This is a genomic window from Streptomyces sp. NPDC090798 (assembly GCF_044768965.1).
GTDB lineage: Bacteria > Actinomycetota > Actinomycetes > Streptomycetales > Streptomycetaceae > Streptomyces.
Genome location: NZ_JBIVXA010000010.1, coordinates 109,994 through 130,958, shown reverse-complemented (window position 1 = coordinate 130,958; position 20,965 = coordinate 109,994). Strand labels below are relative to the sequence as shown.

22 protein-coding genes are annotated in these 20,965 nt (G+C 70.9%); 12 read left to right on the top strand and 10 right to left on the bottom strand.

The genetic code is table 11. From position 1 onward, the window contains the following. Positions 1-126: 126 nt before the first annotated feature. Positions 127-2,256, bottom strand: a complete 2,130-nt coding sequence (gene uvrB, locus ACIQTP_RS22730) for an excinuclease ABC subunit UvrB (RefSeq protein ID WP_403402259.1) — start codon at positions 2,254-2,256, stop codon at positions 127-129. Between the two features lie 40 nt (positions 2,257-2,296). Beyond that, positions 2,297-3,163, bottom strand: coding sequence for an MHYT domain-containing protein (locus ACIQTP_RS22725; RefSeq protein WP_403402256.1), 867 nt, complete (start codon positions 3,161-3,163; stop codon positions 2,297-2,299). 279 nt (positions 3,164-3,442) lie between these two features. Here ACIQTP_RS22725 and ACIQTP_RS22720 point away from each other — a divergent pair, with 279 nt between their 5' ends. The 3 genes from ACIQTP_RS22720 to ACIQTP_RS22710 all read left to right on the top strand — a co-directional run bounded on the left by ACIQTP_RS22720 (position 3,443) and on the right by ACIQTP_RS22710 (position 6,454). Continuing rightward, positions 3,443-4,318 carry a glycerophosphodiester phosphodiesterase gene (locus ACIQTP_RS22720; protein ID WP_403402253.1) on the top strand — a complete coding sequence of 292 codons (876 nt, stop codon included), beginning with the start codon at positions 3,443-3,445 and terminating at the stop codon, positions 4,316-4,318. 92 nt (positions 4,319-4,410) lie between these two features. After that, positions 4,411-4,965, top strand: coding sequence for a methylated-DNA--[protein]-cysteine S-methyltransferase (locus ACIQTP_RS22715; RefSeq protein WP_403402250.1), 555 nt, complete (start codon positions 4,411-4,413; stop codon positions 4,963-4,965). A gap of 214 nt (positions 4,966-5,179) precedes the next feature. Next, complete coding sequence (locus tag ACIQTP_RS22710) at positions 5,180-6,454, top strand: MFS transporter (RefSeq protein ID WP_403402248.1); 1,275 nt, start codon at positions 5,180-5,182, stop codon at positions 6,452-6,454. Positions 6,455-6,467: 13 nt separating this feature from the next. On the opposite strand, the gene ACIQTP_RS22705 is transcribed toward ACIQTP_RS22710, so the two are convergent. Both ACIQTP_RS22705 and ACIQTP_RS22700 read right to left on the bottom strand, forming a co-directional pair. Beyond that, a complete protein-coding gene (locus ACIQTP_RS22705) occupies positions 6,468-6,830 on the bottom strand; it encodes a cupin domain-containing protein (RefSeq protein ID WP_403402245.1) in 363 nt (120 codons plus the stop codon). A 168-nt stretch (positions 6,831-6,998) separates the two neighbouring features. Beyond that, positions 6,999-7,427: a VOC family protein gene (locus ACIQTP_RS22700; RefSeq protein WP_403402243.1), complete on the bottom strand. Its 429-nt coding sequence runs from the start codon at positions 7,425-7,427 to the stop codon at positions 6,999-7,001. A 97-nt stretch (positions 7,428-7,524) separates the two neighbouring features. On the opposite strand from ACIQTP_RS22700, the gene ACIQTP_RS22695 reads away from it, so the two are divergent. Together ACIQTP_RS22695 and ACIQTP_RS22690 are read left to right on the top strand one after the other, a co-directional pair. Further along, a complete protein-coding gene (locus ACIQTP_RS22695; RefSeq protein WP_403402240.1) occupies positions 7,525-8,430 on the top strand; it encodes a pseudouridine-5'-phosphate glycosidase in 906 nt (301 codons plus the stop codon). A gap of 23 nt (positions 8,431-8,453) precedes the next feature. Beyond that, positions 8,454-9,401, top strand: coding sequence for a carbohydrate kinase family protein (locus tag ACIQTP_RS22690; protein ID WP_403402746.1), 948 nt, complete (start codon positions 8,454-8,456; stop codon positions 9,399-9,401). Positions 9,402-9,522: 121 nt separating this feature from the next. Here ACIQTP_RS22690 and ACIQTP_RS22685 read toward each other — a convergent pair whose 3' ends face one another. Then, the gene (locus ACIQTP_RS22685; protein ID WP_403402238.1) at positions 9,523-10,314 is read right to left on the bottom strand and encodes a methyltransferase domain-containing protein; all 792 of its coding nucleotides are present in this window, start codon (positions 10,312-10,314) and stop codon (positions 9,523-9,525) included. A 260-nt stretch (positions 10,315-10,574) separates the two neighbouring features. Between ACIQTP_RS22685 and corA the strand changes: the two genes are divergently transcribed. After that, complete coding sequence (gene corA, locus ACIQTP_RS22680) at positions 10,575-11,702, top strand: magnesium/cobalt transporter CorA (protein WP_403402235.1); 1,128 nt, start codon at positions 10,575-10,577, stop codon at positions 11,700-11,702. Positions 11,703-11,787: 85 nt separating this feature from the next. On the opposite strand, the gene ACIQTP_RS22675 is transcribed toward corA, so the two are convergent. Then, positions 11,788-12,216 carry a CBS domain-containing protein gene (locus ACIQTP_RS22675; protein WP_402043348.1) on the bottom strand — a complete coding sequence of 143 codons (429 nt, stop codon included), beginning with the start codon at positions 12,214-12,216 and terminating at the stop codon, positions 11,788-11,790. 156 nt (positions 12,217-12,372) lie between these two features. After that, positions 12,373-13,005: a uridine kinase gene (locus ACIQTP_RS22670; RefSeq protein ID WP_403402233.1), complete on the bottom strand. Its 633-nt coding sequence runs from the start codon at positions 13,003-13,005 to the stop codon at positions 12,373-12,375. Positions 13,006-13,170: 165 nt separating this feature from the next. On the opposite strand from ACIQTP_RS22670, the gene ACIQTP_RS22665 reads away from it, so the two are divergent. From ACIQTP_RS22665 to ACIQTP_RS22655, 3 genes are all read left to right on the top strand, one after another. Then, the gene (locus tag ACIQTP_RS22665) at positions 13,171-13,866 is read left to right on the top strand and encodes a DUF2293 domain-containing protein (protein WP_403402230.1); all 696 of its coding nucleotides are present in this window, start codon (positions 13,171-13,173) and stop codon (positions 13,864-13,866) included. Between the two features lie 159 nt (positions 13,867-14,025). Continuing rightward, complete coding sequence (locus ACIQTP_RS22660) at positions 14,026-14,505, top strand: DUF1772 domain-containing protein (protein WP_403402227.1); 480 nt, start codon at positions 14,026-14,028, stop codon at positions 14,503-14,505. A gap of 157 nt (positions 14,506-14,662) precedes the next feature. Next, complete coding sequence (locus ACIQTP_RS22655; protein ID WP_403402226.1) at positions 14,663-16,150, top strand: glutamate synthase subunit beta; 1,488 nt, start codon at positions 14,663-14,665, stop codon at positions 16,148-16,150. A 50-nt stretch (positions 16,151-16,200) separates the two neighbouring features. On the opposite strand, the gene ACIQTP_RS22650 is transcribed toward ACIQTP_RS22655, so the two are convergent. Continuing rightward, complete coding sequence (locus ACIQTP_RS22650; protein WP_403402224.1) at positions 16,201-16,692, bottom strand: carboxymuconolactone decarboxylase family protein; 492 nt, start codon at positions 16,690-16,692, stop codon at positions 16,201-16,203. Between the two features lie 41 nt (positions 16,693-16,733). On the opposite strand from ACIQTP_RS22650, the gene ACIQTP_RS22645 reads away from it, so the two are divergent. Next, positions 16,734-18,146, top strand: coding sequence for a PLP-dependent aminotransferase family protein (locus ACIQTP_RS22645; RefSeq protein WP_403402221.1), 1,413 nt, complete (start codon positions 16,734-16,736; stop codon positions 18,144-18,146). Between the two features lie 157 nt (positions 18,147-18,303). Here the strand turns inward: ACIQTP_RS22645 and ACIQTP_RS22640 are convergent, their stop codons facing one another. Further along, on the bottom strand, positions 18,304-18,582 hold the full coding sequence (locus tag ACIQTP_RS22640; RefSeq protein ID WP_402043369.1) for a DUF397 domain-containing protein: 279 nt from the start codon (positions 18,580-18,582) through the stop codon (positions 18,304-18,306). Continuing rightward, a complete protein-coding gene (locus tag ACIQTP_RS22635; protein WP_403402218.1) occupies positions 18,583-19,443 on the bottom strand; it encodes a helix-turn-helix transcriptional regulator in 861 nt (286 codons plus the stop codon). Positions 19,444-19,744: 301 nt separating this feature from the next. Here ACIQTP_RS22635 and ACIQTP_RS22630 point away from each other — a divergent pair, with 301 nt between their 5' ends. Then, positions 19,745-20,452: an ATP-binding protein gene (locus ACIQTP_RS22630; protein ID WP_403402215.1), complete on the top strand. Its 708-nt coding sequence runs from the start codon at positions 19,745-19,747 to the stop codon at positions 20,450-20,452. Continuing rightward, positions 20,449-20,895 (top strand): hypothetical protein, encoded by a 447-nt coding sequence (locus ACIQTP_RS22625; RefSeq protein ID WP_403402212.1) that lies wholly within the window; start codon positions 20,449-20,451, stop codon positions 20,893-20,895. The genes ACIQTP_RS22630 and ACIQTP_RS22625 overlap by 4 nt, the downstream gene beginning before the upstream one ends. The last annotated feature ends 70 nt before the right edge of the window (positions 20,896-20,965 follow it).

Here is a 20,965-nt window from a genome sequence, read left to right as displayed (position 1 = left end):
GCGGAGTCCGCGGATGTCCAGAACCCTACGCAGCGCCGGCGACCGTGCCGAACCCTGGGGCGCGCTTTGTGTCGGTGTTGCAACACAGCGCGTATCCGCCGAGGTCCGGCACGGTAGGCGGGGGTCTCAGGCCAGGCCCCCCTCCTTCATCTGGCGCAGTTCCTTCTTCATCTCCGACACCTCGTCGCGCAGCCGTGCCGCGATCTCGAACTGGAGGTCGGCCGCGGCGGCCCGCATCCGCTCCGTCATCTCCTCGATCTGCTCGGCGAGTTCGGCCGCGGGGCGGTCGGTCGGCACCGTCTCCTTGGCCTTGCCCTTGGCGGACTTGGCCGCCTTGCCGCCGAGCGCGGGCACGGGGGCCTTGGCTCCCTTGCCGTCCTTGCCCTTGCGGTATCCGGAGCCGAGCAACTGCTCCGTGTCGACGTCCTCGCGGGCGATCTGCGCCACGATGTCGTTGATCTTCTTGCGGAGGGGCTGCGGGTCGATGCCCCTCTCCTCGTTGTAGGCGACCTGCTTCTCCCGGCGGCGGTTGGTTTCCTCGATGGCCTTCTCCATCGCCGGGGTGATCCGGTCGGCGTACATGTGGACCTGGCCGGAGACATTGCGCGCCGCGCGGCCGATGGTCTGGATCAGCGAGGTGCCCGAGCGCAGGAAGCCCTCCTTGTCGGCGTCGAGGATCGACACCAGGGAGACCTCGGGCAGGTCGAGGCCCTCGCGCAGCAGGTTGATGCCGACCAGGACGTCGAACTCGCCCGAGCGCAGCTCGCGCAGCAGCTCGACGCGGCGCAGGGTGTCGACGTCGCTGTGCAGATAGCGCACCTGGATGCCGAGCTCCAGGAAGTAGTCGGTGAGGTCCTCGGCCATCTTCTTGGTGAGCGTGGTGACCAGGACGCGCTCGTCCTTCGCGGTGCGCTCCCGGATCTCGTGCACCAGGTCGTCGATCTGGCCCTCGGTGGGCTTGACGACGACCTCGGGGTCGATCAGGCCGGTGGGGCGGATGATCTGCTCGACGAAGCCGTCACCCCGCGAGAGTTCGTACTTTCCCGGGGTCGCCGACAGATAGACGGTCTGCCCGATGCGCTCCTGGAACTCCTCCCACTTCAGAGGGCGGTTGTCCAGGGCGGAGGGCAGCCGGAAGCCGTGGTCGACCAGGGTGCGTTTGCGGGAGGCGTCACCCTCGTACATGGCGCCGATCTGCGGCACGGTGTTGTGCGACTCGTCAATGACGAGCAGGAAGTCGTCCGGGAAGTAGTCGATCAGCGTGTTCGGCGGGGAGCCGGGTTCGCGGCCGTCGAAGTGCATCGAGTAGTTCTCGACGCCGGAGCAGGAGCCGATCTGGCGGAGCATCTCCAGGTCGTACGTCGTACGCATGCGCAGGCGCTGGGCCTCAAGGAGCTTGCCCTGCTTCTCCAGCTCGGCGAGACGCTCCCCCAGTTCCTTCTCGATGTCGTTGACCGCGCGCTCCATGCGCTCGGGGCCCGCCACGTAGTGGGACGCCGGGAAGACGTAGACCTGGTTGTCGTCGCTGATGACCTCACCGGTGAGCGGGTGCAGCGTGGAGAGGGCCTCGATCTCGTCGCCGAACATCTCGATGCGGACGGCGAGTTCCTCGTAGACCGGGAAGATCTCGATGGTGTCGCCGCGGACCCGGAAGGTGCCGCGGGCGAACGCCACGTCGTTGCGCGTGTACTGGATGTCCACGAAGCGGCGCAGCAGGTCGTCGCGGTCGATCTCGTCGCCGACCTTGAGGCTGACCATCCGGTCGACGTACTCCTGCGGCGTGCCGAGGCCGTAGATGCAGGAGACCGAGGCGACCACCACGACGTCGCGGCGGGTGAGGAGCGAGTTGGTCGCGGAGTGGCGCAGACGCTCGACCTCCTCGTTGATCGAGGAGTCCTTCTCGATGTAGGTGTCCGACTGCGGGACGTAGGCCTCGGGCTGGTAGTAGTCGTAGTACGAGACGAAGTACTCGACCGCGTTGTTCGGCAGCAGCTCGCGGAACTCGTTGGCCAGCTGGGCGGCCAGCGTCTTGTTCGGTGCCATGACGAGCGTGGGGCGCTGGAGCTTCTCGATCATCCACGCGGTGGTGGCGGACTTGCCGGTGCCGGTCGCGCCCAGCAGGACGACATCCTTCTCACCCGCGCGGATGCGCTTTTCCAGGTCGGCGATGGCCGCCGGCTGGTCACCGCTCGGCTGGTAGGGGCTGACGACCTCGAAGGGCGCCACCGAACGTTCGATCTTTGATACGGGCCGCATGGGTTCCACCGTACGACCCCGCACTGACAACGGGCTCGGATCACCGGTTCTGGGGGGTGCGTGAGCTGCGGTGGCCGCGCTCCCGGCCGGTGCGCGGCAGGGGGCGGCGGCCGACGTACTGGACCGTGGGGTGGGCCGGGACGCCGGGCCGGTGCTGCGTGGGCCTCCAGTCGGGTTTGCCCATGACCATCAGCGGGTCGAACATCACGACGACGCCCGCCAGACACAGGAAGGCCAGCGGGCCGATCATCATGGGCGCGAGCAGTGCGGCGGCCGAGTCGCCGCCGGGGCTGCTGGACGTGCCGTGGAGATGGACGCTGAGGGCGGCCATGCCCGTGTAGTGCATACCGCTGACGGCCAGGCCCATGACGAGGCTGGCGCCCACGCTCCAGAGGAATCCCCGGACCTGCCCGGCCGCCCACAGAGCGGCGGTGGCGGCGACGACGGCTATGACCACCGAGGCGGAGACGGTGAGGGTGTTGTACTCGAGGTTCCCGTTGAGGCGCATGCCTGCCATGCCCAGATAGTGCATCGAGGCGACCCCCAGACCGGTGATCGTGCCCCCGGTGAAGAGCGCCGTTCCGGTGGCGCCCCGGTAACCGACGATGAAGATCCCGATGCCGACCATCACGATGGCCACGCCCAGGCTCGCGAACGTCGTCGGCCTGTCGTAGTGGACCGGGGTCTCCTTTACGGTGAACCCCATCATGGCTATGAAATGCATGGTCCATATGCCCGAGGCGATCGCCACCGAGCCGAGCGCGAGCCAGCCGGCCCGCCAGGAGTGGGCGACGAGCATCGATCTGGTGGTGCAGCGCAGGCCGAGCGCTCCGCCCAGGCAGGCCATGAGGTACGCCACCAGCGGTGTGACGAGTCCGTAACTGAAGCCGTCGACCGTGCCCTGCATGTGCGGCTGCCCTTCCCGCCCTTTTACGCCAGAAATTCCCGGAAATGCCCCCACCCTCGGGGCCGAAACAACGGCCAGGGTCGAGGCAGAGAGTATGACCCTCACCTGAATGGTCGAACGATTTTCCGGCAAAGAATCACGACCTCGCCGCACCTGTGTGATGCCAGTGAGCGGACTTGGTCAACTCCATTCAGTCCGTGTCCATCCCGTACCCCTCCGTCGTTGACTCTCTGCTGTCACTCTTGACCTGTCTGTGATCGCTCGACGCGAGGAGTACGTATGCACGCGCGCGTTGCCGCCGCCACGACCGCCGCGTTTATCGGGGGAACCGTCCTGATACTGCCCACCTCCCACGCACAGGCCGGCTCCCTGCGCAAAGCTCCGTTGATCGTCTCGCACCGCGGAGCCTCCGCCTACGCGCCCGAGAACACCCTCGCCTCCATCGACAAGGCGGCCGCGATGGGTTTCGGCTGGGTCGAGAACGACGTCCAGCGCACCAAGGACGGCGAGCTCGTCGTGCTCCACGACGCAAGCCTGGCGCGTACGACCGACGTCAAGAAGGTCTATCCCCACCGGGCTCCCTGGAAGGTCAAGGACTTCACCGCGGGGGAGATCGCGCGCCTGGACGCGGGGAGCTGGTTCGGCCGCCGGTACGCGGGCACACGTGTGCCGACGCTGAAGCAGTACATGAACCGCGTCTCGCACAATCACCAGAAGCTCGTGCTGGAGATCAAGAACCCCGAGCTCTATCCGGGTATCGAGCGGCAGACCCTCAAGGTTCTGAGCAACGAGGGCTGGCTGGATCCGGACCACCTCAGGAACCGGCTGGTCGTCCAGAGCTTCAGCGAGCAGAGCGTGCGGACGGTCCACGAACTGCGTCCCGGGATCACGACGGCCTTCCTGGGCAAGCCGTCGGCCGCGCGCCTGCGCGAGTACGCGCGGTTCGCCGATCTGATCAACCCGGACCACGCCTCCCTCTCGGCCGGCTACGTCTCCGCGGTCCACTCCTTCGTCGGACCGCACCGTCGGCCGATGGAGGTCTTCGCCTGGACCATCGACGACGCGAACACGGCGCGGCGCCTGGCGGGCTATGGCGTGGACGGCGTGATCACAAACAAGCCCGACGTGATCCGGAGCGCTCTGCAACAGACCTGAACCGTTGCCGACGGGCCTCTCGCCCGCGGTGCGGACGCCGGACGGCGTCCGCACCGCGGGCGTTGTCAGTGGCGGATCGTACGGTGGATCGCATGAACAGCGATGGGCAGGACGAACAGCGGGTCGTGTGGGCCGTCGTCGGCACGGACATCGGTCCGCTGCTGCTTGCGGCGACACCGGACGGCCTGGTGAACGTGGTCTTCCACGCCACGGACGCGGTGCGCGACAAGGCACTCGAGCGGCTCGCCGCGCGTCTGGGCTCCGAGCCTGTCGAGGCACCCGGGTCACCGCTCCTGGCCGAGTCGATACGCCAGGTCACGGCGTACTTCGCGGGCGAGCGGCGGGACTTCGAGCTGCCGCTGGACTGGTCGCTGATCTCCGGGTTCAACCGTCAGGTGCTGCGCGAGCTGGCCGCGGGAGTTCCGTACGGCGGGGTCGTGGGCTATGGCGACCTGGCCCGGCGGGTCGGCCAGCCGGGCGCGGCGCAGGCCGTGGGCGTGGCCATGGGCTCGAACCCGCTGCCGGTCGTCGTGCCGTGCCACCGGGTGGTGGAGAGCGGCGGCGGCATCGGGGGGTTCGGGGGCGGCCTGGAGACCAAGCGGAAGCTGCTGGCGCTGGAAGGGGTGCTGCCGGAGCCGTTGTTCTGACGGGCGGGGCTGGCGGCTGGCGGCTGGCGGCTGGCGGCTGGCGGCTGGCGGCTGTGTACGGTGCCTGCCGTGCCGGGTGCGGGCTGCCGTGCCGCTGCCCTACCGGCGGAACCGACAGCGCTCACCGCTCGCGACAACCCTTGTTCATGTGGGGGCGTGGGCTGGAGACTGCGCCGGTGACCCGAGCCGATTCCAGCGCGTCCGAGTGTTCGCCGTGACCTCCGTCGAGCGGCGGCTCGCCGTACCCGTGGCCGCGGAGGAGATACCGGCGTTGCGGCGCCGCATCACCGCCGTACTCATCGCCGGTCAGATCCTCGGCGGGCTCGGCGTCGCCACCGGCATCGCGCTCGCCACCGTGCTGGCCAAGCAGGTCAGTGGCACCGAGTCGCTCTCCGGGCTCGCACCCACCGCGACGGTCACCGGGACGGCGGTGCTCTCCGTGCCGCTGGCCGCGCTGATGACCGCGCGAGGACGCCGCCCGGGCCTGGTGCTGGCGTACCTCATCGGGGCGTCGGGAGCGGGCGTCGTCGTGATCGCCGCGTGCGTGGGGAGCTTTCCGCTGCTGCTGCTCGGCATGGCGGGCTTCGGCGCGGCCTCGTCGGCGAACCTCCAGGCGCGGTTCGCGGCCGCCGATCTGGCCGAGCCGCAGCGGCGTGCCCGGGCCATCTCGAACGTGGTGTGGGCGACCACGATCGGAGCGGTGCTGGGACCCAACATCGCCGCGCCCGCCGGACGCAGTGTCTCCGGGATCGGGATACCCGAGGCGGCGGGGCCGTTCCTCTGGGCGGCCGGGGTCTTCCTCCTCTCGGCGCTGCTGGTGGCCGTACTGCTGCGTCCCGATCCCCTGCTGACCGCACGGGCGCTGGCGCCCGTCGAGGAGCAGTCGGCCCAGGCGCGTTCCATCCGCGCAGGTTTCGCCGCGGTCGCCGCCTCGCCGCGGGCCAGGCTGGCGCTCGTGACAGTGGCCGTGTCGCACACCGCGATGGTCTCGATCATGTCGATGACCCCCGTCGACCTCGGACACCACGGGGCGAGCATCGATCTGATCGGGCTGGTGATCAGTGGCCACATCGCGGGCATGTACGCGTTCTCGCCCCTCATGGGGCGGCTCTCGGACCGGCTCGGGCGGCTCTCCGGGATCGGGCTCGCCGTGGGCCTGCTGGCCTGCGCTGCGCTCCTCGCGGGCACGGCGGGCGGCAGCCACGGACAGATCGCCGCGGGGCTCTTCGTACTGGGCCTTGGCTGGTCGTCCGGGCTCGTGTCCGGCTCGGCGCTCCTGACGGACTCGGTCCCCCAGGCCGCGCGCGCCGCCGCCCAGGGAGTGTCCGACCTGACCATGAACACGGCGGCCGGTGTCGGTGGGGCGACCGCCGGTCTCGTCGTCGCACAGGCGAGCTACGGGTGGCTGAACCTCCTCGCCGCGTGCCTGCTGGTGCCGCTGGGCGGGCTGGCGCTGTTCACACGGCGCCGAGGCCGAAGCCTCCGGTGAGCGCCGAAGGGCCTCAGAGGCTGATGTGGTACGCCTTGCGGAGCGTCTCGTGCACGGTCCACGTCGAACGGTCACCCTCGCGCAGCACGGCCGCGTCGCCCGGACCCACCTCGATCACGTCACCGCCCTCGACCTCGATCGTGGCACGGCCACTGACGACGACGAAGAGTTCGTTGGCCTCGGTGTCCGTCACCACGCCGGGCGTGATCTGCCAGATGCCGCGCAGTTGCCTGCCGTCGGCCGACTCCCACAGCACCTTGCCACTCACCACCGGGTCACCGGAGACGATCTGAGCCGGGTCCAGGGGCTCAGGTTCCAGCTCGGCGTCGGGGATGTGCACGGCGAAGGACGGGGTGGCCTGCGTGTTCGTGGTCATGAGCGGTCACCTTAAAGGCATGCGAGGAAGCCTCACGCGGAGGGTGGTCAAAAGGCCCCACAGCCTGGTGCCGCAACAGGCAACGTTCGCCCCCGTCGCAACGCCCGGCACGCACTCTCGCCGCACCGGACGCCGCTCCTTGACGGGCAAACGTTGTCTGCCGCGGCACTAGTCGTAGTGGCGTGCCTCGAAGACGTTTCCGTCCGGGTCCTGGAAGTAGAAGCTGCGCTTGGCCATGCCACGGGCGCCGAAGGAGTCGTACGAGAAGCCCGAGAGGGGGACGGACCGTTGCGCCAGACGTGTGTGCAGCGCGTCGAAATCGGCCTTCTGGAGGGACAGGCATACGTGGTTGACCGGGTGCCCCGCGCTGTCCGCGGCGCCCGGGATCATGTTCATGTACGCGGCCATGGGGAGGGCCATGAGGTCGAAAATGGTCTCTTCATTGAGGCGCACGGAGGGAAACGGTGCCTTCCCCTCCGCGTATTCGGCGACCCTCACGGGTTCCAGGCCGACCGTCTTCTCGTAGAAGTCGGCCGAGGCGACCGGATCGCGCACCCACAGGACGACATGGTCAAGACGTGCCGAGTTGTCCGTCATGCCCCCAGGCTGGTGTCGTACGCCGCAGGTCGCAAGGGTTTGACCGGGCGCACCGCCCGCCAGAGATGAGGAAAGGCGACAGACAGGAGGCAGGCACGTGATCGTGGTGTCCGAAGAGGTGCGGGAGGCGCTCGACGCGCGCCGGCCGGTGGTGGCCCTGGAGTCGACGATCATCGCGCACGGGCTGCCCCGCCCGCGCAATCTGCAGGTCGCGCTGAAGCTGGAGGACGTCGTACGGCAGGAGGGCGCCGTACCGGCGACGATCGCCGTGCTGGACGGGCGGCCCCATGTCGGACTGGACAAGGAGCAGTTGGAGCGGGTCGCCAACGAGGACGGGATCCGCAAGCTGGGGCACCGCGATCTGCCGCTCGCGGTGGCGGCGGGCGCGAGCGGGGCGACGACCGTGTCCGCGACGGCGCTGCTGGCCGCGCTCGCGGGCATCCGCGTGTTCGCGACGGGCGGCCTCGGCGGGGTGCACCGGGAGTGGACGGTGACGCAGGACGAGTCGGCGGACCTGGGTCTGCTGGCGCGGACCCGGATCACGGTGGTGTGCGCGGGCGTCAAGTCGATCCTGGACGTGCCGGCGACGCTGCAGCGCCTGGAGACACTGGGTGTCGCGGTGGCCGGGTACGGCACCGGTCACTTCCCCGGCTTCTATCTGTCCGACTCGGGGCATCCCGTGGACTGGACACTGGACTCCCCCGGGCAGGTGGCGGACGTCATGCGCGCGCAGGACGCGCTGCACGGCCCCCAATCGGCGCTCATCGTGGCCAACCCGGTCCCGGAGGAGGAGCAGCTCGATCCCGCGCTCCACGCGCGCGTGCTCGCCGAGGCGTTGCAGGCGTGCGAGGCGGAGGGCGTGAGCGGGCAGGCCGTGACGCCGTTCCTGCTCGATCATCTGGTGCGGCACACCGACGGCGCGTCGCTGAGCGCCAATCTGGCGGCGGTGCGCGGCAACGTACGACTCGCGGGACGGATCGCGGCGGCCTGGGCCGGGGCGTGAACGGGACGGATCGCGACGGCGGCCTGGGCCGGGGCGCGAACCGGGCGGACCGGGGCGGTGCCGGGCGGGACGCGGGCCCGGCGACGGGGGCGCTGCTCGTCGTCGGTGACGTGGTCACGGACATCGTCGCCCGGCACCACGGGCCGCTCGCGGCGGGTACCGACACGGCCGCCGCGATCCGGACCCTGCCGGGCGGGGCCGGCGCCAACGTCGCGTGCTGGGCCGCGCATTGGGGCTGTGGGGAGGTGCGGCTGCTGGGCCGGGTGGGAGCGGATGCCGCCGCTTGGCACGAGCGCGAGCTGGTGGCCTGCGGCGTACGCCCCTTGCTCGTCGTCGATCCGCTGGCGCCGACGGGGACGGTGATCTGCCTGGTGGACCAGGGTGCCTCGGCCGAGCGGACGTTCCTCACCGACAGCGGGGCTTCCCTGCGGCTCGAGCCCGCCGACTGGTCGCCCGCGCTGCTCGACGGTGTCGCGCGGCTGCATCTGTCGGGCTATCTGTTCTTCTCCGAGCCGAGCCGGGCGCTGGTGTCGGTGGCCCTGGAGTCGGCACGCGCGCGTGGGGTACCGGTCAGCCTGGACCCCGCGTCGGCGGGGTTCCTCACGGAGCTGGGCGTGGACCGCTTCCTCGCGCTCGCCGAGGGCGTCGATCTGCTGCTGCCCAGTCGCGACGAGGCGTTCCTGCTGACGGGCCTGCCCGATCCGGCGGACGCGGCGGGCAAGTTGAGCCGCCACGTCCCCCTGGTCGTCGCGAAGCAGGGCCCTGACGGGGCTCTGGTGGCCCGCTCGGGCGCCGTACGGGCCCACGTCCCGGCGGTGCCCGCGAACCCTCGCGACACCACGGGCGCCGGTGACGCCTTCACCGGCGCGTTCCTCGCCGCCCTTCTCGCGGGCGCCGAGCCCGAGGCGGCGGCGGTGGAGGGGTGCAGGGCGGGGGCGATGGCGGTGGAGCGGGTCGGGGGCAGGCCTTAGGCCCTGTCGTCACATTCCCGACATTCCCGTCTGCCCCACGACGCCATGCACGCACTCTCACCGCAGGGGCCGCCCTCGGGGTGGACGACGGGAATGCGACGGCCCTGGGTCCGTTGCGGCGCTACTTGCGTCCCCAGGCCGAGATCATCGGCGCGGTCGCCAGGTCCATCGAGCCGGAGGCCACGTTGGCCAGGTGACGGTCGATGTCCTCGTCGGTGGCGAGTCCCGCGGTGACGAGCCGGTCGCGGATCTGACGGACCGTCGCGGACTCGAGGTCTGCGCAGGCGGTCGAGGTGAGGGGGAAGTAGGCGTCGGCCTCCACCTCACGCAGTCCCGCCTCCCGCAGCAGGCGAGGGAGTTTGCGGCCGTAGGAGAGGTCGGCGCCGCGCTCGGCGAGCAGCTTGCGGAAGCCGTGCCTCAGCCGGTTCGCGAGCTGTTGCTCGGGGCCGTGCTCGTCGGGGCAGAGCAGCGGTTGCAGCGCGGGGTCGGCGTCCTCGACGAGAAGCCGCCCGCCGGGCCGCAGTGCCTTGACCATCGACCGCAACGCCCGCTCCCGGTCCGGCACATGGACCAGCACGAGCCGGGCGTGCACGAGGTCGAAGCCCTCCCCCGGCGGTTCCTCGGCGCCCACGTCGTGCACCCGGATCTCGACCGGCGGGCGGGCCGCGGAGGCCGCCCACGACGTGTCGATGTCGGTCGCGACGACCCGCCCGGTCGGGCCGACCTTCTTGGCGAGCCAGGACACCACGGACGTGCCGCCCGCGCCGACCTCCCAGCAGCGCCAGCCGGACCCGATGCCGAAGCGCTCGATGTGCCGGAAGGTCGTGGGGTCGAAGAGAGTGGCGAAGGCGTCGAAGCGCTTTCCCGCCTCGGTCTGCCGGTTGTCGAGGAGATAGCCGTCGGTTTGCGTCATACGGCGATCATCCCAGTTGACCCGCTTGTCCGGAATCGCCGACGCTCCCGTTCTCCCCACCCGTGCGTCACCGCGGGCACCGCCCGCCTCTGACGCTCGGACAACAGCCCTGCCCGGTCCGGTCCGATGCCGCCCGGCACCACTGAAACGAAGTGGAACATTCCGTTCCCACAGGCTTTCCCGGCGAGCGAAAGGGACTGGCAGACTTGCACGCCAGGGCGCGAAGTGCGGCGCGGGGAGATCCACGCAAGGAGTTCCGGATGTCCATGGCAGGGAATCTGCGGAAGGTCTCGGGCCTCGGCAAGGTCGGCGGCCTGCGTAAGGTGGCGCGGCTGGCCCGGCGGCGCACCCGTGTCGACCTGAGTCACCACGCCCGGTCCCCGCTGGGCACGGCGGTGGTGAACTGCGTGGCGTACCAGGACGGTGCCAGGGTTCCGGGCGGACGCGATCTCGTCGAGACCGTGGAGCGGATCCGCAAGAGCCACGAGGGTTTCGTCTGGCTCGGGCTGCACGAGCCCACGGACCAGGAGTTCGCCGGCATCGCCGACCTCTTCGACCTGCACCCGCTGGCGGTGGAGGACGCGGTGGAGGCCCATCAGCGGCCGAAGCTGGAGCGGTACGGCGACACACTCTTCGCGGTGTTCAAAACGGTCTGCTACGTCGAGCACAAGGAGCTGACGGCGACCAGCGAGGTGGTGAACACCGGCGAGATCATGGTCTTCGTCGGGTCCGACTTCTTCATCACCGTGCGGCACGGACGGCACGGGTCGCTGGGGCCGCTGCGCGAGGAGCTGGAGGCGGACGCCCGTCAACTCGCCAAGGGCCCGGCCGCGGTACTGCACGCGATCGCGGACCATGTGGTCGACGACTACGTGCATGTCACGGACTCGGTCCAGGAGGACATCGACCAGGTCGAGGCCGATGTGTTCGCCGAGAACGGCGCGCGGGCCGACGCGGGCCGCATCTACCAGCTCAAGCGCGAACTCCTCGAACTGAAGCGGGCGGTGGTGCCGCTCGCCCGCCCCGTCCAGGAGCTCGCCACCCGGCCGATACGGGTGATCGCCCCGGAGATACAGGCGTACTTCCGGGACGTCTCCGACCATCTGCTGCGGGTCACCGAGCAGATCGCCGCCTTCGACGAACTGCTCAACTCGATCCTGCAGGCGCACCTCGCGCAGGTGACGGTGGCACAGAACGAGGACATGCGGAAGATCACGGCATGGGCGGCGGTCATCGCCGTGCCGACGATGGTCTGCGGGCTCTACGGCATGAACTTCGACCACATGCCGGAACTGCACTGGCGGTTCGGTTACCCCATAGTCATCGGCGTGATCACCCTCGCCTGCCTCGTCCTGTACCGGGGGTTCCGGCGCAACGGCTGGCTGTGAGAGTGGTGAGCCGCCCCTCGCCCGGCACGGCCGGCCGGGCGGGAGTGCGCGCTCATGACCCTCCCGGTCGGGGGAGCCCGCGCGGTCAGCGCATCGCGCTCCTCGCGTAGACGCTCTCGACCCACGCGGCGAGCTGTTCGTCCGTCAGATGCTGGGCCAGGTCGGCCTCGCTGATCATGCCGACGAGGCGTTTGTTCTCGATCACGGGAAGCCGGCGGATCTGGTGCCCCTTCATCTCCTGGAGCACCTCGCCGACATCGGCGCCCGACTCGATCCAGCGCGGGGTGCCCTGGGCCATCTCGCCCGCGGTGACCTGGGCCGGGTCGTGGCCCATGGCGACACAGCCGACGACGATGTCGCGGTCGGTGAGGATGCCGCAGAGCCGTTCGTTCTCGTCACTGATGGGCAGCGCGCCCACGTTGAGCTCACGCATCAGCTGGGCTGCGCGGTCCAGGCTCTCGTGAGCGGGAATCCACTGGGCACCACGGTGCATGATTTCTCCGGCGGTGGTCATGAAGTACCTCCCGGTGCCGGACGGCCGGCGCGGCGCGGAACACACCGCTAGTCCCGGCGCCCTACATTCTCGCCGTGTCCCCAGGGACGCGCACCCGGAAGTCCGGGATGCGTGATGCGTTTCCGTGGCCGCTCTCAGCCGTTCCAGTGGCCGCCCTCAGCCGTTCCAGGCCGGGTGGCGTGGATCGTCGGCGCGGACCAGGACGTCGGCCGTGGCGCCCGGGTCAGCTTCCGTCTCGTAGCGCTCGAAGGCGGGCAGGGTCCACTGCTCGGGTTCCGGAGTGCGGCGGCGCAGGGCGCCCGGGGAGAGGAGGACGTGGACGCTCAGGTCGAAGGGGAACCAGTGCCGCAGCAGGAAGGGGCCGTGGAGCAACAGCACCCCGCCGGGCGGGAGCTGGACATAGGGGCTGCGGGTGGCGCGGTCGGTGGCCGGGTCCCAGAGGTCGGGCAGGACGCGGCCGTTGCCGCCGGGGTCGAGCGGGCCGAAGACCTCGCGCCACAGGGCACCGGTGTCGACCCAGCCGTCGTAGTACGCCTCGGCGTCCTCGTGACCGTATTCGAGCCGCAGTGACGCGGGGCGCAGGAAGCCCTCCGTGCCGACGACGAGCGAGGACCGGCCGCGTATGCGCAGCGCCTCGCGGACGCGCTGTGCGAGGTCACCGGGGTGGGCGGCGGGGGCTCCGTCGAAGGCGATCCGCGGCCACGGACTGCCGTCGTCCGGTTTCAGGTCGAGCAGGCGCTCGGCGAGGAGGTCGCCGAGCCGTTCCCAGGTGATCGCTTCGAGTCGCACAGGCCCATGATGCCGTGATCACAAGTCGTTCTCGTGGCATGGCGGGCGGCGAGGGCCAGGAGGGGGCGGGAGGGGGCGGGGGCGGGGGTCGAGGAGGAGAAAGAGGAATCGAGAAGGGGGCGGCATCGCGTAGCGGGCCGCCCCGGACGGGGGAATGAACGACCTATGGCACCGATCCCAACTCCCCCGCGCCGTGGCGGGCTTCTCGTCATCCAGCCGCTCAAGAAGCGGCGCTGTGCCGAGTGCCGGAGCGGGCCGTTGGCGCTGCTGGTGCTGGAGGAGGGGGAGCCACGTTGTCTGGACTGCGCGGACCTGGGGCACCTGGTGTTCCTGCCGCGGGGCGACACCGCGCTGACGCGCCGGTCGCGGGAGGGCAGCGCGCTGTCGGCGGTGGTGGTGCGCTTCAACCGGCGGCGCAGCCGGTACGAGCGGCAGGGCGTCCTCGTCGAGGAGGCGGCGCTCGCCCGGGCCGAGGAGCGGTGTCTGGCGGACGCGGAGGCGCGACGGCGGCGCCGGGTACGGGACGCGCGGCGGCGGGAGGCGGAGGATCTGCGGTTCACGGAGGCGTTCGCACGGGAGATACGCGGGCTTTTCCCCGGCTGTCCCGCCGACCGGGCGCACGCGATCGCCGCGCACGCCTCGGTGCGCGGGAGCGGGCGGGTGGGGCGCAGCGCCGCGGGCCGTGCGCTGTCCGAGGCCGCGGTGACGGCTGCGGTCCGTGCCGCCGTACGGCACACGGACACTCCGTACGACCAGTTGCTGATGAGTGGCGTGCCGCGGCACGAGGCGCGCCGGCGGATCGCGGCCGCGGTGGAGGCGCGGCTCCAGGGGTGGCACGACGAGCTCGCGGCACGCGCGTGACGCCTGCCATCCGGCGAAGGCACGGCACCCGGTTCTGGACGCTCGCGCATGCCTACGCTTCCCTCGGCCATGGTCACTGTGGCGGTACGGGATTTCACTTGTGGTGACGGTGGGTGCCGTGCAGGATCTTGGGCTTCGGGAAGCGACGGGGGAGTTGTCATGATCGATGGACCGTATTTCGTGCTGACCGTGCTGGGGGCGCTCGGCTGCGGGCTGGTGGCCGGGGTGTTCTGCGGGTTCTCGACGTTCGTGATGCGAGGGCTCGCCGAGTTGCCGCCCGCGCAGGGCGTGGCGGCGATGAACGCGATCAACGTGGCCGCGGTGCGCCCGGCGTTCATGCTCGTGTTCGTCGGGTCGGCGGGGCTGTGTGCCGTGCTCGCCGTGGTCACCTTCGTGCTGCTGCCCGACGAGGGGACGGTGGAGCTGTTGCTGGGCAGCGCGCTGTATCTGTTCGGGACGTTCGGGGTGACGGTCGTCGCCAACGTCCCGCGCAACGACGCGCTGCTGAAGACGGACCCGGGTACGCCGGAGGCCGCCGTGTACTGGCGTTCGTACGTACGCGAGTGGACGAGGTGGAACCACATCCGCGCGGTCGCCTCGGCCGCCGCGGCGGTCTCGTACACGCTGGCCCTCACCTGAGGCCGCCACCACCCTCGACCGGGGCCGGCAGCTGAGCGGCAAGGTACCCGCAGGCGACGTATCGTGGCGGGAAAGGAGAGCCGCCCAGGGCCGTGGGCCGAAGGCGTTCGATGGTCGCGCGGCCCCGTACCGGTACGCGTACGTGAGGGAGACGGCCATGGCCGATCCCAAGGGATTCATGACCACTCCGCGCGAGGAGTATCCCCGTCGGCCCATCGAGGAACGGGTGCGGGACTGGAACGAGGTGTACGTCCCCGGTGCGCTGCTGCCGATCATCAGCAGGCAGGCCGACCGCTGTATGGACTGCGGTGTCCCGTTCTGCCACGAAGCCTGCCCGCTGGGCAATCTGATCCCCGAGTGGAACGACCTCGTCTCGCGCGAGGACTGGCGGGCGGCGAGCGACCGGTTGCACGCGACGAACAACTTCCCCGAGTTCACCGGCCGGCTGTGCCCCGCGCCCTGCGAGGCGGGCTGTGTTCTCGCGATCAACCAGCCCGCGGTGACCATCAAGAACGTCGAGGTCGCCATCGCCGACCGCGCCTGGGCGGACGGTTTCACGCCACCGCGTCCACCGGACCGGCTCTCCGGCCGTACGGTCGCGGTGATCGGGTCGGGGCCCGCCGGGCTCGCCGCCGCGCAGCAGCTGACCCGGGCCGGGCACACCGTCGCCGTGTACGAGCGGGCCGACCGGATCGGTGGGCTGCTGCGGTACGGGATCCCCGCGTTCAAGATGGAGAAGCGGCATCTGGACCGGCGGCTGGAGCAGATGCGGGCGGAGGGCACGAAGTTCCGGGCGTCCACGGCGATCGGCCGGGACCTCGGGGCGGCCGAGCTGCGGGCGCGCTACGACGCGGTCGTGCTCGCGGTGGGCGCCACGGCCTGGCGCGAACTGGATGTTCCGGGGCGGGAGTTGGCCGGCATCCATCAGGCGATGGAGTATCTGCCGCTGGCCGACCGGGTGTGCGAGGGGGATCTGGAGGTCTCGCCGTTGTCCGCGGCCGGGAAGCACGTCGTCATCGTCGGCGGCGGGGACACGGGTGCCGACTGTCTGGGGACCGCCGTGCGCGAGGGCGCCGCGTCCGTGACCCAGCTCGACATCTATCCGCAGCCGGAGGCCGAGCGCGACGAGGACGTCGAGCCGTGGCCGACGTACCCCAAGATCTACCGGCTCTCGGCCGCGCACGAGGAGGCCCGCGACCTGGAGACGGCGCCCGCCGCGGACGCGGACGCGCGCCTCTTCGCGGCGTCCACGCTCCACTTCACCGGGGACGCGGACGGGCATGTGCGCTCCCTGCACCTGGTCGAGGTCGACGAGCGGCGCCGCCCGGTCCCCGGCTCCGGGCGGAGCCTCCCCGCCGACCTCGTGCTGCTCGCCCTCGGCTTCTCGGGGCCCGACCGGCACGACGGGCTGATCGACCAGCTCGGCCTGGTCCTCGACGCGCGCGGCACGATCACCCGCGACACCGACTTCGCGACCAACGTGCCCAAGGTGTACGTCGCCGGGGACGCGGCCCGCGGGCAGTCGCTCATCGTGTGGGCCATCGCCGAGGGGCGGTCGGTGGCGGCCGCCGTGGACCGCGCGCTGGCCGGGACATCGCAGTTGCCGGCGCCGATCGGACCGTACGACCGCCCCATGACCGCGTAGGGCTCCGCCGGTCGGTGCGGGAGCCCCCCGGGCCCGCGAAGCCGTGCGGGTCAGCGGCGTTCGTCCGTGCCCGCCACCTTCGCCGTGGACAGCGCGACCCGGTTCCAGGTGTTGATCGTGAGGATGAGAGCCAGGACGTGAGCCAGTTCCTGGTCGTCGAAGTGGGCGGCGGCCTCCGCGTAGACGTCGTCGGGCACACCCGCGTCGGCGACGCGCGTGACCGCCTCCGTCAGGGCCAGGGCCGCGCGCTCCCTCTCGGTGAAGAAGTGCCGGGCCTCGCGCCACACCGCGACCATGTGCAGCCGGTCCTCGCTCTCGCCGGCCTTGCGGGCGTCGTTGGTGTGCATGTGGAGGCAGTACGCGCAGTGGTTGAGGTGGGAGGCGCGGATCTGGATCAGTTCGACGAGGGCCGGGTCGAGCCCGTCGCGGGCCGCCGCGTCGAAGCCGACGAGGGCGCGGAAGACCTTCGGGGCGGACTTCGCGAAGTCGAGGCGAGCGGGAACGGGGGTCGTCGTGTTCATCGTGTTCGTCGTCATGACCATGAATCTACGGACCGGAAAGACCGGCTGTAGGGTGCATTTCCATGGCGGAATCATGGGTCAATTCTGCGGAGCGGATCGGCGCCGACCTGCATCTGGAGCTGTCCGGGCCGGGCGGACGGCGGGCCGCGCTGATCCGGGCGCTGCGCGAGGCCGTACGCGGTGGCAGGCTCGCCCCGGGCACCCGGCTGCCGCCGTACCGCTCGCTCGCCGCCGACCTGGGCGTGGCCCGCAACACGGTCGCCGACGCGTACGCCGAACTCGTCGCCGAGGGCTGGCTGACCGCCCGGCAGGGGTCGGGCACCCGCGTCGCCGAGCGCGCCGAACCCCTGGGGGCCCCGGAGCGCGTACCGAAAAAGGCGCCTTCACGCGCGCGTGGGCCCCGACACGATCTGCGGCAGGGGACACCTGACGCCTCGTCGTTCCCGCGCGCCGCCTGGCTCGCCTCGTACCGGCGGGCGCTCCAGCAGGCGCCCAACTCGGCCTTCGGGCCCGGCGATCCCGCGGGCCGCGTCGAACTGCGCGAGGCCCTCGCCGAGTACCTGGCACGCGCGCGTGGCGTGCGCACCGAGCCGGGTCGGATCGTGATCTGCTCGGGCTTCGCGCACGCCCTGCGGCTGCTCTTCCCGGGCGTGTTGCGCGGGCCGCTGGCGGTCGAGTCGTACGGCCTCGGCTTCCACCGCGAGCTGCTGGCCGCCGCGTCGGTTCGGACCGTGCCGCTGCCGCTGGACGAGGACGGCGCCCGGGTGGGCGAGTTGGGACGGGAGCGGGCGGTCCTGCTCACGCCCGCGCACCAGTTCCCGACCGGTGGCCCGTTGCACCCGGAGCGCCGGGCCGCCGTCGTGGACTGGGCACGCGCGCGTGGCGGCCTGATTCTGGAGGACGACTACGACGGCGAGTTCCGCTACGACCGCAAGCCCGTCGGCGCCGTGCAGGGACTGGACCCCGAGCGGGTCGTCCACATCGGCTCGGTGAGCAAGAGTCTGTCGCCCGCGCTGCGGCTCGGCTGGATGGTCCTGCCGCGGCGGTACGTCGACGCCGTCCTCGCCGTCAAGGGCGAGCGGGAGGCGTGGGCGAGCGTCCTGGAGCAGCTGACGCTCGCGGACTTCCTCGCCTCCGGGTCGTACGACCGTCATGTCCGCCGGATGCGGCAGCGGTACCGCGGGCGGCGTGACCGGCTCGTCGCGGCCCTCGCGGAGCGGGCGCCGCACATCGAGGTGACGGGGATCGCGGCCGGGCTGCACGCGGTGCTGCGGCTGCCGCCCGGGACCGAGAGGTCGGCCGTCAAGGCCGCGACCTGGCAGGGTGTCGCGCTCGACGGGCTCGCCGAGTTCCGGCATCCGGAGGCGACGATGTCCGCGCCGGACGGGCTGGTGGTGGGGTACGCGACGCCCTCGGAGCATGCGTACGGGGCGGCGTTGGAGGCGTTGTGCGGGGCGCTGCCGCCGGGTCCTTAGAAACCCTCTTGGCCGACGCCCCGCCAGGTAAAGCGCGTGTTGCCTAAAGTGTGTCTTACCTAAAGCGCGTATTGCGTAAAGCGTTTGCTGTCGTGGCCCTAAGGTCTCGGTCTTCTACCGCTGCAAGTAATCAATTCAGCACCAATTTTAAGAGAGTTCAGGAAAGAAGGAAGTCCGCCACCCCTTCCTTGGCACCTTGGATGAACGCGGTCATCTCGCCGGGTGTGTAGATCAGCGCGGGCCCGTCCGGGTCCGCCGACTGGCGGACGGCGATACGCCCGTCCGCGAGCTTCATCGCCTCCAGGCAGTTGCCGCCGTTGCCGCCGCTCCACGGCTTGTGCCAGCCCTCGCTGCCCAGTTCACGGGCGGGCATCCCGTTGTAGATCCGCTCATCGCAGATCCGCTCATTGCGTATCCGCTGTTTGATGTTGTCCATTCACAGCTCCTTGCGGAAATCCCGGAGGATCTCCTTCGTGCGATGTGCCGTGGCGGCCTGAGCCGCCATGCGGTCCATGACCTCGAGATGGGTCGCCACCTCGGAACGCTCGTCCAGATAGACGGCGCCGGTCAGGTACTCGCTGTAGACCATGTCCGGGAGTTCCGGCATGGCAAAGCGAAACAGCACGAAGGGCCCGTACGTACCGGGGTGCGGCCCCGTGGAGAACGGGACGACCTGGAGCGTCACGTTGGGCAGCTTCGTGGCCTCGATCAGCTTGTCGATCTGGGCGCGCATCACCTCGGGACCGCCGACGGGCCGGCGCAGGGCCGTCTCGTCCATCACGGCCCAGATCCGGGGTGCGCCTTCACGAGTGAGCAGACTCTGGCGTTGCATGCGCAGCGCCACATGGCGCTCGATGTCCTCGGGTCTGGTCTGGCCGACGGCGCCCGACTTCAGGACACCACGGGCGTACTCCTCGGTCTGCAGGATTCCGGGCACGAAGTGGGGTTCGTACGAACGGATGAGGGTGGCCGCACCCTCCAGGCTGACGTACATCGAGAACCAGCCCGGCAGGATGTCGTGGAAGCGCTGCCACCAGCCGGGCCGGTTGGCCTCCTCGGCCAGTTGGACGAAGGCCTCGGCCTCCTCGTCCGACACCCCGTACGACTTCAGCAGGAGCTGGAGGTAGGGGATTTTGAGGGCGACTTCGGCCATCTCCATCCGGCGGACCGTGGCGGGCGCGACACGCAGGATGCGCGCCGCCTCCTCACGCTTGAGACCCGCGCGTTCCCGTAGGTCCAGCAGGCGCCGGCCGAGGACGACCTGGCCGACCGTCGGCGCGGACCGCGGTTCGCTCACGTCCCACCTCCACTGAGTCCCGAACTGAGTCCCGAACAGACGCCGTTCCGACGGTCGGATGCCGTTGTGAACGGTCGGACGCCGTTCTGAACGCCTCTGAACAGGTACTGCGTCCTGACAGACCGGACGGCGCCGTTCGGGGTCCGCTTCGTCTTCTTCGACTTCTTCGACGATCCCAACTGGCGCCGCTCGGCGTGCTGTTGCCAGCAGTGTGCCACGGCCCTTCTCAGAGTCACACGGCACTCTGCAATTTTCAGAGTGACACTTGCCAAGTGTTCACGGCGGGGAGATAGTGGCAAGCGTGATTCCGTCCGCGCCCTTAGGAACAGACGCCGCCGAGGACCGCTCCGGTCTGCGTGCCGCCGCAGGGGTGCGCCCTGGCGCCGCCGCCGCGCGCCGGTTCCGCTTCGAGCTGGCCGCACACCCGGGTTCCGTGGCTCAGGCCCGGCACCTGACGCGCGCCCGGCTCTCCGGCTGGGCCGTGTCCGACGACACCTGTGACACGGCGGTCCTCGTCGTCTCCGAGCTGGTCACCAACGCCATCGTGCACAGCGCGAGCGCGCGTGTGGTGTGCGAGCTGCACGACGGGGACGACCTGGTGCGGATAGCCGTACGTGACGAGGGATGCGCTCCTGATGAGCCGCACCCCTCGCCGCAGCGTCCCGAGGAGGAGCAGGGCAGGGGGCTGCTGCTCGTCGCGGCCGTGTGCCGGTCCTGGGGCGCCCAGGACACCGCGCCGGGACTGCTGGTCTGGGCGGATCTCCCGCGCTCCCCGGCGGCCGACGCCACGGGGGCCGCAGCGGCCCGCTCCGACCTCGGATGGGGCGCGAGGAAGCCCCCGGCCGACGGCCGGGGCACCGGGACGGAAGCATCCCGGGGAACGGAAGCCTCCTGGAGGACAGAAGGGTCCTGGCGGAGGGAGACGTCCTGGCGGAGGGAAACCTCCTGGGGGACGCGGACCACGGGGATCCCCCCGATCGGGCGAGGCCGGGATCGGGGAAAGCTGTGAGGGGTACGTCGGCGACAGGACCCGGTGCTCAGGTCCTGAGCCTGGACACGCTGGTCCGCCTGAGGCGCGAGCAGACGGCGTCCAGGGTGCTGCGACGTCTCCCCGTGCCCGAGGGCATGACGGTACCGCTGGGCTGCGACGCGGTCGCGGTGCCCGCCCGGTTCGGACCCCTGCTGCTGACCCGGCTGCCCCGGGTGGGCTGTGTGTACGCCGACGGGGCGCACTGGTGGTGGCTCGTGCCCTCCGAGTCCGATGTGGCCCTGGACTGGCCCGCGCCCGCCCACTACGCCGCCGGGGCGGTCGTAGCGGACACCCCGCACGCCCCCGGCCTCATCCACAAGCCGGCCGGCACCCTGCCCTACACCCCGCCGATCCCCCTCTATCTGGCCCTGTGCCGGGTCACCGGTACGACACCCGTCTGGTCGCGTCCGATCAGCGCGTGACCCCCCGATCGGCGCGCGGCGCGTGACCCCCCGGTCGGCGCGCGGCGCGTAGTCCTCCGGTTCGGGGGCT

Excerpts from the sequence above, each read along its gene's own strand:
- uvrB (WP_403402259.1), bottom strand. The coding sequence starts at position 2,256 with ATGCGGCCCGTATCAAAGATCGAACGTTCGGTGGCGCCCTTCGAGGTC.
- ACIQTP_RS22725 (WP_403402256.1), bottom strand. The coding sequence starts at position 3,163 with ATGCAGGGCACGGTCGACGGCTTCAGTTACGGACTCGTCACACCGCTG.
- ACIQTP_RS22720 (WP_403402253.1), top strand. The coding sequence starts at position 3,443 with ATGCACGCGCGCGTTGCCGCCGCCACGACCGCCGCGTTTATCGGGGGA.
- ACIQTP_RS22715 (WP_403402250.1), top strand. The coding sequence starts at position 4,411 with ATGAACAGCGATGGGCAGGACGAACAGCGGGTCGTGTGGGCCGTCGTC.
- ACIQTP_RS22705 (WP_403402245.1), bottom strand. The coding sequence starts at position 6,830 with ATGACCACGAACACGCAGGCCACCCCGTCCTTCGCCGTGCACATCCCC.
- ACIQTP_RS22700 (WP_403402243.1), bottom strand. The coding sequence starts at position 7,427 with ATGACGGACAACTCGGCACGTCTTGACCATGTCGTCCTGTGGGTGCGC.
- ACIQTP_RS22685 (WP_403402238.1), bottom strand. The coding sequence starts at position 10,314 with ATGACGCAAACCGACGGCTATCTCCTCGACAACCGGCAGACCGAGGCG.
- corA (WP_403402235.1), top strand. The coding sequence starts at position 10,575 with ATGTCCATGGCAGGGAATCTGCGGAAGGTCTCGGGCCTCGGCAAGGTC.
- ACIQTP_RS22675 (WP_402043348.1), bottom strand. The coding sequence starts at position 12,216 with ATGACCACCGCCGGAGAAATCATGCACCGTGGTGCCCAGTGGATTCCC.
- ACIQTP_RS22665 (WP_403402230.1), top strand. The coding sequence starts at position 13,171 with ATGGCACCGATCCCAACTCCCCCGCGCCGTGGCGGGCTTCTCGTCATC.
- ACIQTP_RS22660 (WP_403402227.1), top strand. The coding sequence starts at position 14,026 with ATGATCGATGGACCGTATTTCGTGCTGACCGTGCTGGGGGCGCTCGGC.
- ACIQTP_RS22655 (WP_403402226.1), top strand. The coding sequence starts at position 14,663 with ATGGCCGATCCCAAGGGATTCATGACCACTCCGCGCGAGGAGTATCCC.
- ACIQTP_RS22650 (WP_403402224.1), bottom strand. The coding sequence starts at position 16,692 with ATGGTCATGACGACGAACACGATGAACACGACGACCCCCGTTCCCGCT.
- ACIQTP_RS22645 (WP_403402221.1), top strand. The coding sequence starts at position 16,734 with ATGGCGGAATCATGGGTCAATTCTGCGGAGCGGATCGGCGCCGACCTG.
- ACIQTP_RS22640 (WP_402043369.1), bottom strand. The coding sequence starts at position 18,582 with ATGGACAACATCAAACAGCGGATACGCAATGAGCGGATCTGCGATGAG.